This window comes from Methylobacterium sp. WL116 (genome assembly GCF_008039455.1).
GTDB lineage: Bacteria > Pseudomonadota > Alphaproteobacteria > Rhizobiales > Beijerinckiaceae > Methylobacterium.
Genome location: NZ_VRUV01000084.1, coordinates 1 through 12940, shown reverse-complemented (window position 1 = coordinate 12940; position 12940 = coordinate 1). Strand labels below are relative to the sequence as shown.

At 71.1% G+C, this 12940-nt stretch carries 10 protein-coding genes and 1 pseudogene; 6 read left to right on the top strand and 5 right to left on the bottom strand.

Features of this window, described 5'->3' with window-relative positions:
* Nucleotides 1-209: pseudogene (locus FV223_RS09295) on the bottom strand (M23 family peptidase); the annotation flags it as partial.
* Between the two features lie 91 nt (nucleotides 210-300).
* Nucleotides 301-768: a peroxiredoxin gene (locus FV223_RS09290; RefSeq protein WP_147726636.1), complete on the bottom strand. Its 468-nt coding sequence runs from the start codon at nucleotides 766-768 to the stop codon at nucleotides 301-303.
* A 312-nt stretch (nucleotides 769-1080) separates the two neighbouring features.
* Between FV223_RS09290 and FV223_RS09285 the strand changes: the two genes are divergently transcribed.
* On the top strand, nucleotides 1081-4404 hold the full coding sequence (locus FV223_RS09285) for a DUF3971 domain-containing protein (RefSeq protein ID WP_246689648.1): 3324 nt from the start codon (nucleotides 1081-1083) through the stop codon (nucleotides 4402-4404).
* Nucleotides 4405-4429: 25 nt separating this feature from the next.
* On the opposite strand, the gene FV223_RS09280 is transcribed toward FV223_RS09285, so the two are convergent.
* On the bottom strand, nucleotides 4430-4798 hold the full coding sequence (locus FV223_RS09280) for a helix-turn-helix domain-containing protein (protein WP_147726633.1): 369 nt from the start codon (nucleotides 4796-4798) through the stop codon (nucleotides 4430-4432).
* A gap of 107 nt (nucleotides 4799-4905) precedes the next feature.
* Between FV223_RS09280 and FV223_RS09275 the strand changes: the two genes are divergently transcribed.
* A complete protein-coding gene (locus FV223_RS09275) occupies nucleotides 4906-5652 on the top strand; it encodes a glucose 1-dehydrogenase (protein ID WP_147726631.1) in 747 nt (248 codons plus the stop codon).
* A gap of 61 nt (nucleotides 5653-5713) precedes the next feature.
* On the opposite strand, the gene tyrS is transcribed toward FV223_RS09275, so the two are convergent.
* Complete coding sequence (gene tyrS / locus FV223_RS09270; protein ID WP_147726629.1) at nucleotides 5714-6988, bottom strand: tyrosine--tRNA ligase; 1275 nt, start codon at nucleotides 6986-6988, stop codon at nucleotides 5714-5716.
* Nucleotides 6989-7209: 221 nt separating this feature from the next.
* On the opposite strand from tyrS, the gene FV223_RS09265 reads away from it, so the two are divergent.
* From FV223_RS09265 to ribB, 4 genes are all read left to right on the top strand, one after another.
* A complete protein-coding gene (locus FV223_RS09265; protein WP_147726627.1) occupies nucleotides 7210-8352 on the top strand; it encodes an anhydro-N-acetylmuramic acid kinase in 1143 nt (380 codons plus the stop codon).
* Nucleotides 8353-8407: 55 nt separating this feature from the next.
* The gene (locus FV223_RS09260; RefSeq protein WP_147726626.1) at nucleotides 8408-9505 is read left to right on the top strand and encodes a catalase family protein; all 1098 of its coding nucleotides are present in this window, start codon (nucleotides 8408-8410) and stop codon (nucleotides 9503-9505) included.
* Between the two features lie 140 nt (nucleotides 9506-9645).
* Nucleotides 9646-10740, top strand: a complete 1095-nt coding sequence (aroC, locus tag FV223_RS09255) for a chorismate synthase (protein ID WP_147726624.1) — start codon at nucleotides 9646-9648, stop codon at nucleotides 10738-10740.
* 70 nt (nucleotides 10741-10810) lie between these two features.
* Nucleotides 10811-11887, top strand: coding sequence for a 3,4-dihydroxy-2-butanone-4-phosphate synthase (gene ribB / locus FV223_RS09250; protein ID WP_147726622.1), 1077 nt, complete (start codon nucleotides 10811-10813; stop codon nucleotides 11885-11887).
* On the opposite strand, the gene FV223_RS09245 is transcribed toward ribB, so the two are convergent.
* Nucleotides 11827-12940: efflux RND transporter permease subunit (locus tag FV223_RS09245; protein WP_187276102.1), on the bottom strand; the 1114-nt coding region annotated here is incomplete at its 5' end. The genes ribB and FV223_RS09245 overlap by 61 nt on opposite strands.

The window sequence follows — 12940 nt, the reverse complement described above, 5'->3', positions numbered from 1 at the left end:
GAGCCGCCGCGGTCGAGCTCGGCCCGCAACGCGGCGAGGCGCGCCTCGTAGGCCGTCTGCATCGCGCCCTGCCGCGCGACGAACCCGGCGAGGATGTCGTCGTGGAACACCACCAGCCCGCTCGCGCCGGCGGCCCACAGGCCGGTGACGAGAAGGGCAGCGGCGAGAAGCCGGCTCCTGCGGTGCGGAAGGCTGGCGGAAGGGGTCATCGATTCGGGCCCGATGCCGAGGGCGCCATCGAAGGCCGACAGGGTTAAGAAACCGAGAACCCTCATGCCTCCCGCGGGACGCGGGATCGGCTCAGGGGAGGGCGCGGGCGGCCTCGAGCACCTCCTCGGCATGGCCCGGCACCTTCACCTTCGGCCAGATCCGCGCGATGCGACCGTCTCGGTCGAGCAGCATCGTGGTGCGCTCGACGCCCATGTACTTGCGCCCGTACATGCTCTTCTCGACCCAGACGCCGTAGGCCTCGAGCATCGCCTTGCCCTCGTCGGAGGCGAGCGGGAAGGCGAGGTCGTGCTTGGACGCGAACTTGTCGTGGCTCTTCACCGGGTCGGGCGAGACCCCGATCACGACGGCGTCGGCCGCGTCGAAGTCGGCCAGCCTCGCGTTGAAGGCCTGCGCCTCCAACGTGCATCCGCTGGTGTCGTCTTTCGGGTAGAAGTAGAGCACGATCTTGTGACCGACGTGCTCGCCGAGCTGGAGCGTCTTGCCGCCGGAGCCGGGAAGGGTGAAGTCGGGAGCGCGTTCGCCTTGGGCGAGGGGCATCGTGCCATCCTTTCGGCCGATTGATGGTGTGCTTGGGCGCGGTGCCGGACCATCCGATGCCCGCGCTTCGGGCGCGAGAGCCGGACACGCTCCGGAAACGCGTCGTCACGAGGTTGCGTCCTAGAATGAGCGCACGTTGCGAAACAGCGGACGCGCCGATGCAAGGTCTTCATGCCTGAGGAAGAGGCCCGGCCTGAGGATACGCCCGGCGGCGGGCAGACGCGCAAGGCCGTTCGTTGCTGGACGCGGCGCTGCCTGTGGACGGCCGCCGCCCTCGTCGTCGTGCTCGGCCTCGGCCTCGGGGGCGGGGTCATGCGCCTCGCATACGGGCCCCTGCAGATCGACGGCCTGTCGGCGCGGGTCTCGTCGGCGCTCGCCGACCGGATCGGGCCGGGCTGGCGCATCAGCCTGCGCGACAGCACCCTCGAGCTCGACTCCGAGAACGCCCTGGCGCTGCGCGTCAGCGGGCTCGATATCTGCAACCCGCAGGGCGCCCTCGTGGTCCGCGCGCCGCTCGCCCTCGTCAGCATCGATCCCTGGAGCCTGCTGAAGCTCGCGCCGACGCCGCGCTCGATCGAGTTCCGCGACGTGCAGATGACGGCGCTCGTCCACCGCGACGGCTCGATCGCCTTCGCGGCCGCCGAGCCGGCGCATCCGGGCGACGCCTCGCCGCACACGCCGCCGAGCGTGGACGCGGCGCGCGGCATGGTCTCGCCGCTCTCGGCCGCAACGGCCTCGATCTTCGGCGTCGTGCTCGACTCCGCCGGCGTCGTCGGCGCGCTCGACCGCGCCCGCATCACCAATGCCCGCCTCACGCTGATCGACGACGACGCCCGCGAGCGCGCGGTGTTCGAGCACGTAAACGGCCTGTTCGGCCGGGACCCGAACCAGGACGCGCGCCTGTTCGAGCTGCGCATCGACGGGCCGCACGGGCAATGGCGCTTCGGCGGCACCCTACGCGAGGCCGGCGGCCCGCGCCGCACCGGGATCATCACCCTCGACGACCTGCCGGCCACCGACCTGCTGCTGCTCTCCGGCCAGTCGAAGCTGCCGATCACCACCGACCTGAAGCTCTCGGCGCGGGCCGACGTCGCCCTCGACGGCGGCCGCATCGAGGCGATGAAGGCGACGCTGCGCACCAGCGACGGCACCTTCCTCGTCGAGGAGAAGGACTTCAACCCGGTCACCGTCGAGAGCCTGAAGGCCACGGTGAGCTGGGACGAGACCGCCCGGGTGATGACGCTCGACGGGCTCGACTACCTCGGCGCCGGCAACGCGGTGAACCTCACCGGCACCTGGGCCGTGGCCAAGCCGGGCGAGGACTTCGCCTGGACCGCGACCCTGTCGAGCCGGAACGCGACGCTCCGGGGCGCCGCCCCCAAGGACAAGCCGATCACCATCGCGGCGATGGACGGGCACCTCACCGGCCGCGCCGGCGGCGTCGCGATCGACAGCTTCGCGATGAGCGGCGACGGCATCCACGGCAACATGTCCGGCACCCTCGGCACCACCTCCGACGACGACGGCCTCACGCTCCACGTCACCGCCAGCGACAGCGAGGCCCGCACGGCGCTGCGGCTCTGGCCGGAGAACATCGCGCCGGGCGCGCGCAACTACCTCGTCGACGAGCTGCGCGCCGCCCGCATCGAGGCGGTCGACATCACCGTCGACATGTCGGGCGCCGAGCTCGCCGCGGCGACGCGGGGCGACCCGATGCCGGACAACGCGGTGCATATCGACTTCCGTGTCTCGGACGCGACGCTCGAGGTCTCGCCCGACGCGCCGCCGCTGACCCGAGGCAACGTCGCCGGCACGATCACCGGACGCTCGACCCGGATCAGGAACGTCACCGCCGACATCCGCATGGCCGACGGGCGCGCGCTGAACATCACCGAGGGCGCCTTCGTCATCCCGGAGATTTCGCCCGACAAGGTCGTGGCGGATATCGGCCTTCGCCTGTCGGGCGGCGCCGACGCGCTGGCGGCCCTGCTGCAGACCAAGATGTTCAAGGCGCTGTCGGGCGTCGATCTCGACCCGTCGACGGTGAAGGGTCAGGCCGACCTGCGCATCGGCTTCCCGCTCGACCTCAAGCACATCCCCGACCTGCCCGACCTGCCGGTCGGCGTCTCGGGCACGCTGAACGACCTCGCTGTCGACAAGGTCGTCGGCAAGGACAAGCTCGAAGCCGGCCGCTTCGCCGTGACCTACGACCCGCGCGGCTTCACCCTGAAGGGCGACGCCAAGCTGTCGGGCGCGCCGGTCTCGATCGACATGCATCAGGCCAAGACCGGCGGCACCGGCGAGGTGCTGGTGAACCTGACCGTCGACGACGCCCTGCGGGCGCGCAAGGGCCTGCCGACGGCCCCCCAGTTGAGCGGCCCGATCGCGGTCAAGGCCACCATCCCGCTGGTCAAGGCCGGCGCCACGAAACCCCCGATCCGGGTCGAGGCCGACCTCGCCCGCGCCGGGATCGACGGCCTGCTGCCGGGCCTGAGCAAGGCCGCGGGCAAGGCCGGGCGCCTGACCTTCTCCCTGGTCGATACCGGCCCGGGGATGGACCTGCGCGACATCGCCCTCGATGCCGGCTCGACCACGGCCCGCGGCAGCGCCTCGATCACCGGCGAGGGCGGCCTCGAGCGGGCGGACCTGACCAACCTCAAGCTCTCGCCCGGCGACGACATGCGCGTCACGCTGGATCGCAACGGAACCGGCTACCGCGTCGCGGTGAAGGGGGCGGTGGCCGACGCGCGCCCGTTCCTGAAGATGCTGACCGCGCCCGAAGGCAAGTCGCAGCGGGACGCCAACCCGAAGGACATCGACGCCGACATCCAGCTCGGCATCCTCACCGGCTTCAACGAGGAGGCGCTGACCAACGCCAGCGTGAAGCTTTCCATGCGCGGCAAGGACGTGCGCGCGGCGGCGATGAGCGGCAAGTTCCGCTCCGCCCCCTTCGTCGCGAGCGTGACCAAGGGCGAGCGCGGCACGCCGACGCTGGCGATCGAATCCGGCGATGCCGGCGCGACGCTGCGCTTCGTCGACGTCTACCGGCGGATGTACGGCGGCCGGCTCAATCTCGGCATCGTGCTGAGCGACGGGCCGCAGGCCGGCGTGGTGCAGATCCGCGAGTTCGCGCTGCGCAACGAGCCGGCCCTCTCCAGCATCATGGCCCAGGGACCGGAGACGGTGGAGACCGTCGATGCCCGCGGGCGCAAGCGCACGGTCGCGGGGCAGGGCAGCGCGGTCTCGTTCGACCGGATGCGGGCGAACTTCGTCCGCTTGGGCTCGCGCGTCGACTTTTCCGATGCGGCGATCTCGAATGCGGCGATGGGCTTCACGCTGTCGGGTTTCCTCGACACCGCCCGCGAGCGCACCGACATCAACGGCACCTTCGTGCCGCTCTACGGCCTGAACAACATCGTCTCGCAGGTGCCGCTGATCGGACCGCTCCTCGGCGGCGGCCACAACGAGGGCCTGTTCGCGGTCAACTTCCGGGTCGCGGGCAAGCTCAACGCGCCGGACGTCAGCGTGAACCCGCTCTCGGCGGTCGCGCCGGGCTTCCTGCGAAAACTCTTCAGCGCGGGCGGCGGCTCGAACTTCGCCGACGGCGTGCCCCCGGCGGTGCAGGGCGACCGCTGAGGCGGCCGATCCGCCGGCGGGCGGCCTACTCCGCGGGCGCCGACGGGCCGGCACCGGGCGACCCGTCGCAGGCTCCGGACGCGTAGGCGTTGATGATCGCGCCGAGCAGGCCCGGAAAGCGCGCCTCGACCTCGGCGTAGCGCGACTCGTTGCGCATCTCCACGCCGTGGCGCGCACTGCGGATCAAGCCGGCTTCGCGCAACACCTTGAAGTGCGTCGACAGCGACGATTTCGGGATCACCCGATCTCCGAGGGCGGAGACGGCCGAGCACGCCTCGACGCAGCCCGCGCGCATGATCCGTGCGAAGATCGCCGCGCGGTTCGGATCGGACAGGGCGTGGAGGATCGCGTCCGGGCGCACGTCCTCCATCGCGGGATGGAACAGGGATCTCATGATTTCGGCATATGGGGGCTTGATCCGCGCGACATTAGTTCCGAAATCCCGAACTATGGGAATACGGCGGCCATCCCGGTGCCGGCCCATGCCGAGGGTTAGCATACATGTCCAAGCTCGCAGGCAAAGTCGCCGTCGTGACTGGCGCATCGAAGGGCATCGGTGCCGGCATCGCCAAGGCGCTGGCACAGGACGGCGCGGCGGTCGTCGTGAACTACGCATCGAGCAAAACCGGCGCGGAGGCGGTCGTCGCCGCGATCACCGCGGCCGGCGGCCGGGCGATCGCGGTCCAGGGCGACGTCTCCCAGGCCGCCCAGGCGCAAGCGGTGATCGAGGCGGCGGTGACGGCATTCGGCCGGCTCGACGTGCTGGTCAACAATTCCGGCGTCTACGACTTCGCGGCGATCGAGGAGATCACCGAGGCGCATTACCGCAAGCTGTTCGACGTCAACGTGCTCGGCGTGCTGCTGGCGACCCAGGCGGCCGCCAGGCACCTCGGCGAGGGCGGCAGCATCGTCAACATCTCGTCGGCGATCACCCACGTGCATACGCCGACGGCGGCGGTCTATGCCGGGACGAAGGGCGCCCTCAACGCGATCTCGGGGGTGCTCGCCAACGAGCTGGCGCCGCGCCGGATCCGGGTCAACACGGTCAGCCCGGGCTACGTGGTGACCGAGGGCACCCATTCGGCCGGCATCGCCGGATCCGAGATGGAAACCGGCTTCGTCGCGCAGACCCCGCTCGGCCGCGCCGGCGCGCCGGACGACATCGCCCGGGTGGTCGCCTTCCTCGCCTCCGACGACGCGCGCTGGCTCACCGGCGAGGTGATCACCGCGAGCGGCGGCATCCGCTGACGAACGGCCCCGCATAAAGACGAAGCCGAGCCCGGTCCGGGCCCCGCTTCGCCGCGAGCGGTCACGCCACGCGCAGCAGCACGTGGCGCTTCTTGCCGAACGAGAGCTTGATCACGCCGGTCTTGGCGAAGTCGGCGGTACGCAGCACGGCGCGCTCGTCGGTGAGGACCACGTCGTCGATGCGCAGGCCCCCGCTCTTGATCTGGCGGCGGGCCTCGCTCGTGGACGGCACCAGCTTGGCGTATTCCGGCCCGAAGGCGCTGAGCACGCCGAGGCCGGCATCGACGAGGTCGCGCGAGACGGTGACGCTCGGCAGGTCCTCGGCCAGCGTCCCCTCGACGAAGGTCTTCCGCGCGGTCTCGGCGGCGGCGTCCGCCGCCTCGCGGCCGTGCATCAGCGCCGTCGCCTCGGTGGCGAGCCGCACCTTGGCCTCGTTGATCCCGGCCCCGCCCTTCGCGGCGAGGTCGGCGATCTCGGGCAGCGGGAGGAAGGTGAACAGCTTGAGGAAGCGCGCGACGTCGGCATCCTCGGTGTTCCGCCAGAACTGCCAGTAATCGTACGGCTTCAGCATCCCGGCATCGAGCCAGACCGCGCCGGCGGCGGTCTTGCCCATCTTGGCGCCCGACGCGGTGGTCAGCAGCGGGCAGGTCAGCCCGAGCAGGCCCGGGACGCCCATGCGGCGGCCGAGATCGATGCCGTTGACGATGTTGCCCCACTGGTCCGACCCGCCCATCTGCATGGTGCAGCCGTGGCGGCGGTTCAGCTCGACGAAGTCGTAGGACTGGAGGATCATGTAGTTGAATTCCAGGAACGAGAGTTCCTGGTCGCGCTCCAGCCGCATCCGCACGCTGTCCATCGACATCATGCGGTTGACCGAGAAATGGCGACCGACGTCGCGCAGCATCTCGATGTAGTTCAGCTTGGTCAGCCATTCGGCGTTGTCGACCATGATCGCGCCGGTCGCCGAGCCGTCGAAGGCGAGGAACCGGGCGAAGGTCTTCTGGATGCCGGCCTTGTTGGCCTCGATCTGCTCCAGGCTGAGGATCTTTCGCGATTCGTCGCGCCCCGAGGGGTCGCCGACGCGGGTGGTGCCGCCGCCCATCAGCGCGATCGGCCGGCCGCCGGTCTTCTGCAGCCAGTGCAGCATCATGATCGACAAGAGGTGGCCGATATGGAGCGAGGCCGCGGTGCAGTCGTAGCCGACGTAAGCCGTGAGCCGCCCCTCGGCCGCGGCCGCGTCCAGCGCGGCGAAGTCCGAGCACTGGTGGACGTAGCCGCGCTCGCTCAGGACTTTCAGGAACTCGGATTTCGGCGCGAAGGGCTCGGCGGCGGTCATGGGAGGCTCGGACTTCTCGGTTCGAAGCGGGCGGCTCCGGCACGGGACCGGACCGGTCCTGCGCGCTGGCGCGTCCGCTCGCAAAAGGGCATGAGGCGGCTGAGTGTCATTCGCAAAACCTCCGTCGCGTCGTCGTCGCCATCTCGGGCGCCCGCAGGGATCGGAGGTTTTGCGAGGGTCACCCATAGCAGGACGACCGGCGAAAGGCACGGGGGCAGGTCATGACCATGATGCGCGCGATCGGCCTGATGAGCGGCACGTCGCTCGACGGCGTGGACGTCGCCCTGATCGAGACCGACGGCGAGGCCGTCCACGTGGTCAAGGGCCACAACAACTACCTCGAGCCCCTGGGGCCGACCGGCTACCGCGGCTATTCCGAGGACGAGAAGGTCCTGCTGCGCGCCGCCACCAAGGACGCCGAGGGCGTCGTCGCCCCCGGCGACCGGCCCGGCCGGCTGCCCGAGGCGGAGGCCTTCGTCACCGAGGCGCATGCCCAGGCGGTCGAGCAGTTCCTCGCCGAGAACGGGCTCTCGCCCGCCGACATCGACGTGATCGGCTTCCACGGCCAGACGGTGATCCACCGCCCGGACCAGCGCATCACGATCCAGATCGGCGAGGGGCAGGCGCTCGCCGACCGGTTGCGCATTCCGGTCGTCTCCGACCTGCGCCGCGCCGACATCGAGGCGGGCGGGCAGGGGGCGCCCCTGGTGCCGGTGTTTCACCAGGCGCTGGCCGCGGCCTCGGGGTTCGAGGGCGCCTACGGCATCCTCAACATCGGCGGCGTCGCCAACGCGACCCTGGTCGACGCGAAGGGCGGCGTGATCGCTTTCGACACGGGGCCCGGCAACTCGCTGATCGACGAGTGGATGCAGGAGCGCGAGGGCAAGAATCTCGACGACGGCGGCCGCACCGCCGCGCGCGGGCGAGCCGACGAGCCGCTGCTGGCGTGGCTGCTGACGCACCCGTTCTTCTTCCGGCGGCCGCCGAAATCGCTCGACCGCAACTGGTTCTCGCACAAGCTCGCGGGCCAGCTTTCGACCGAGGACGGCGCGGCGACGCTCACCGCCTTCACGGCCCGCGCGGTCGCCCGGGCGCTCGACCATGCCCCGGAGATCCCGGCCCGCTGGATCGTCGCGGGCGGCGGGGCCCGCAACGGCGAGCTGGTGCGGCTCTTGAACTATCACCTGCGCGCCGAGATCACGACGGCCGACGCCATCGGCTGGTCCTCGGCCTTCCTCGAGGCGCAGGCCTTCGCGCACCTGGCCGTGCGCTCGCTCAAGGGTCTGCCGATCACGTTTCCGTCGACCACCGGCGTGCGCGAGCCGTTGACCGGCGGCGTCCTGGCGCGACCGCGGGATACCTGAACGCCGAGCGCGGTTCACCCTGGAGCGATTCTCGAAGAGCTTCAAAGCGAGCCCCATGACCGACCGCGCGACCCCGATCCGCTACCACGACAACGTCGAAACCCCGGCCCCCGACGAGAACCACGTCATCGACGAGATCATCGCCTCGATGACCCGCGAGAGCGAGACCACCGCCGCACGCTACAAGCACGCCGTGCGCGCCTCGCACGCCAAGATTAGCGGCATCGTCGTCGGCGAGCTCCAGGTGCTGCCGAACCTGCCCGCGGAGCTGGCCCAGGGCCTGTTCGCGACGGCGGGCACGCATCCGGCGATCGTGCGGTTCGCGCAGGGGCCGGGCGAGCTCCTGAAGGACAGCGTCTCGACCCACCGCGGCATGGCGATCAAGGTGCTCGGCGTCGCCGGCGAGAAGCTCGCCGGTCACGCGGCCGACACCCAGGACTTCGTGCTCGCCACCGGGCCGGTCTTCCCGAACCCGGACGCGAAGGGCTTCCTCGGCAGCATGAAGCAGCTCGAAGCCGGCACCAAGGCGCCGGAGGCGGTGAAGGTCGCGGTCTCGGCGACGGCGCGGGCGGCCGATTCGGTCGTGAAGGCGGTGACCGGCAAGAGCGCGCCGCTGCTCGATTTCTTCGGACACCAGCCGCTGCATCCCCTGGCCGAGCCGTACTACACGCAGGCGGCGCTGCGCTACGGCGACCATATCGCCAAGATCGCCGCGTTCCCGGCCGCGCCCGCGCAGGAGGCCCTGGCGAAGGAGGAGCTTCACCCCGGCGACGACCCGGACACCTTCCGCCACGCGGTCGCGGCCTTCTTCCGCGGCCAGGAGGTGGTGTTCGAGATCCGCGTGCAGCTCTGCCTCGACCTGAACGACATGCCGATCGAGGACGCCTCGAAGGAATGGTCGGAGGAGGCCAGCCCCTACCGCACCGTCGCCCGCCTCGTGCTGCCGGCGCAGGACGCGACGAGCGAGACCCGCCGCGCCTACGCCGACGACGTGCTCTCCTTCCGTCCCGCCCACAGCCTCGCGGCGCACCGTCCGCTGGGCTCGCTGATGCGGGCGCGGCTGAAGACCTACCAGGCGCTCTCGAGCTTCCGCCATGCCCGCAACGGCGTGCCGGAAACCGAGCCGCGCGCCATTGAGGAGGTGCCGGCCTGATCGCCCGCATGGGCGCCGCCAGTCGGCGTCGCGCCGAACGCTCTCCCTTCCCCTTCGGGGGAGGGAGGCGGCCACCCGACGCAGACGCAACGCGGCCCCGATTTGTGCCTCCGCCGCCCGCGCGCTAGAGCACGCGCACGATGTCCCACAACACGTTCGGCCACCTGTTCCGCGTCACCACCTTCGGCGAGAGCCACGGGGTCGCCCTCGGCTGCGTCGTCGACGGGTGCCCGCCCGGGCTGGCGCTGGAGGCCGAGGAGATCCAGGCCGAGCTCGACCGGCGCAAGCCCGGACAGTCGCGCTTCACCACCCAGCGGCGCGAGCCGGACCAGGTGAAGATCCTGTCGGGCGTGTTCGCCGACGACCGCACCGGGGGCCGCCAGCTCACCACCGGCACGCCGATCGCGCTGATGATCGAGAACACCGATCAGCGCTCGAAGGACTATTCCGAGATCCGTGACAGCTACCGCCCGGGCCATGCCGACTACGCCTACGACGCCAAGTACGGCATCCGCGACTATCGCGGGGGCGGGCGCTCGTCGGCGCGCGAGACCGCGGCGCGGGTCGCGGCCGGCGCCATCGCGCGCAAGGTAATTCCCGGCGTCACGATCCGCGCGGCTTTGGTGCAGATGGGTCCGCACGCGATCGACCGGTCGAGCTGGGATTGGGAGGCGGTCGGCGCCAACCCGTTCTTCTGCCCCGACGCGGCGACCGCGAAATTCTACGAGGACTACCTCGACGGCATCCGCAAGGACGGCTCGTCGATCGGCGCGGTGATCGAGGTGGTGGCCGAGGGCGTGGCACCCGGCCTCGGCGCGCCGATCTACGGCAAGCTCGACGCGGAGCTGGCCGCCGCGATGATGTCCATCAACGCGGTCAAGGGCGTCGAGATCGGCGACGGCTTCGCCTCGGCGGCGCTTCGCGGCGAGGACAACGCCGACGAGATGCGCGCGAGCAACGACGGGCGCCCGACGTTCCTGGCCAACCATGCCGGCGGCGTGCTCGGCGGCATCTCGACCGGCCAGCCGATCGTGGTGCGGTTTGTCGTGAAGCCGACCTCGTCGATCCTCACACCCCGGCGCACGGTCACGGGCGACAACCGCGACGTCGACCTGATCACCAAGGGCCGCCACGATCCCTGCGTCGGCATCCGGGCCGTCCCCGTCGCCGAGGCGATGATGGCGTGCGTGCTCGCCGACCACCATCTCCGCCATCGGGGGCAGGTCGGCACCTGACTTCGGCGCCTCACGTCGGCGTCTGACGCCCGACCGTCCCCGGACGCAAAGCCCATTCGAGTACCGAACCGTGCCCCACACCTCCGTCACCTCCGCCATCGAAGCCTTCGCCCGCGGCGAGATCGTCGTCGTCACCGACGACGACGATCGCGAGAACGAGGGCGACCTCGTCGTCGCCGCGATCCATTGCACGCCGGAGAAGATGGCGTTCATCGTCCGCAACACCTGCGGCATCGTCTGCGCGCCGGTGACGGTCGCGGAGGCGCGCCGCCTCAACCTCGCGCCGATGGTCGCCTCGAACGACGCGCCGCTCGGCACCGCCTTCACCGTCACGGTGGACGTGAAGCACGGGCTGACCACCGGCATCTCGGCCGAGCAGCGCTGCAACACCGTGCGGGCGCTCGCCAACGGCAACATGGGCGCCGACGACTTCGTCCGCCCCGGGCACGTCTTCCCGCTGATCGCGCGGGACGGCGGCGTGCTGATGCGCTCAGGCCATACGGAAGCCGCGGTCGACCTGTGCAAGCTCGCCGGCCTGCCGCCCGTCGGCGTGATCTGCGAGCTCGCCAACGACGACGGCACGGTGATGAAGGGGCCGCAGATCGCGGCCTTCGCCGAGACGCACAGCCTCGCCCGCGTTTCGGTGGCCGACCTGATCGCCTACCGCCAGGCGCGCGACAAGCTGGTCGAGCGCGTCGGCCACTTCCCGGTCGAGACCGAGTTCGGCCCGATGACGGGCTACGCCTACACCACGCCGTTCGAGGCGATCCAGCAATTCGCCTTCGTCCACGGCGACATCGGCGACGGCCGCAACGTGCTGGTCCGGCTCCATCGCTCGGACGTCGTCGCCGACGTGATCGAGGGCGGCCGCCAGATCGAGACGGTGATGCGCCGGTTCGCGCGGGAGGGCCGCGGCATCCTCGTGTACCTGCGCGACGGCACCGCCGGGGTTCCGCTGAACCGCGTCGCGGACGAGGGCACCGAGGCGCAGCGCGTGCGCCAGTGGCGCGAGGTGGGCCTGGGCGCGCAGATCCTGCGCGACCTCGGCGTGGTCTCGATCCGCAACGTCTCGACCTCGGCCCGCGCCTATGTCGGCCTGTCGGGCTTCGGGATCGAGATGCTCGGCGACGAGCCGCTGGAGGGATAGTCCGCGACGAACCGGCCGTAGCGCAGCGCCAAGGCCGGCAGGATCGCGAGGTTCAGCACCGTCGAGGTGACGAGCCCGCCCAGGATCACGATCGCCATCGGCCCCTCGATCTCGCGCCCCGGCTCGCCGGCGCCGAGCGCCAGCGGCAGCAGGCCGAGGCCGGTGACGAGGGAGGTCATCAGGATCGGCACCAGCCGGTCGCCGGCGCCCTCCGCGGCGGTGGCGGCGTCCCAGCTGCGCTCCTCGCGGGCGACCATGTGCTCGTAATGGGCGATCAGCATGATCGCGTTGCGCAAGCTGATCCCGAACAGGGTGACGAAGCCGACGATCGAGCCGAGCGAGACCACCGCGCCGGTCGCCGCCACGGCGAGCACGCCGCCGACGAAGGCGAAGGGCAGGTTGACCAGCACCAGGACGAGGTTGCGCACCGACCCGGTGACCACCGCGAGCAGCAGCACGATGCCGAGGCCGGCGAGCGCAGAATAGGTCAGCAGGTCGGCGCGCGCCCGCGCCTGCGTCTCCGCGGCGCCCTCGAAGGCGACGTAGACGCCGGGCGGAAGGGTCACCTCCTTGGCGACCTTGCGCTTGGCCGCCTCGACGAAGGAGGCCACGTCGCGCCCCGTCACGTTGGCGGTCACCGCCTGCACCCGCTGCGCGCCCGCGTGCTGGACCTGGTAGCGCCCGGCCGTCTCGTAGACGTCGGCGACCTGGGCCAGCCGGATGTAGCTGCCGCTCGTGGTCCGCAGCGGCAGGTCGCCGAGGCGGGTGAGGTGCGCGCGGGTCGCCCGGTCGAGGACGACGATCACGTTGAAGACGGCGTTGCCCTCGTAGGCCTGGCCGACCACGTCACCCTGGTAGGCGGTACGGACGATCTCCAGCACCTCGATCGCGTCGAGGCCCCAGTGGCGCAAGTCGTTCCGGCGTAAGGACACGGTGATCTGTGGCAGGCCGGCGAGCTTGCACAGGTCGACCGCGGCTTCCGTATGGCCTGAGCGCATCAGCACGCCGCCGTCCCGCGCGATCAGCGGGAAGACGTGCCCGGGGCGGACGAAG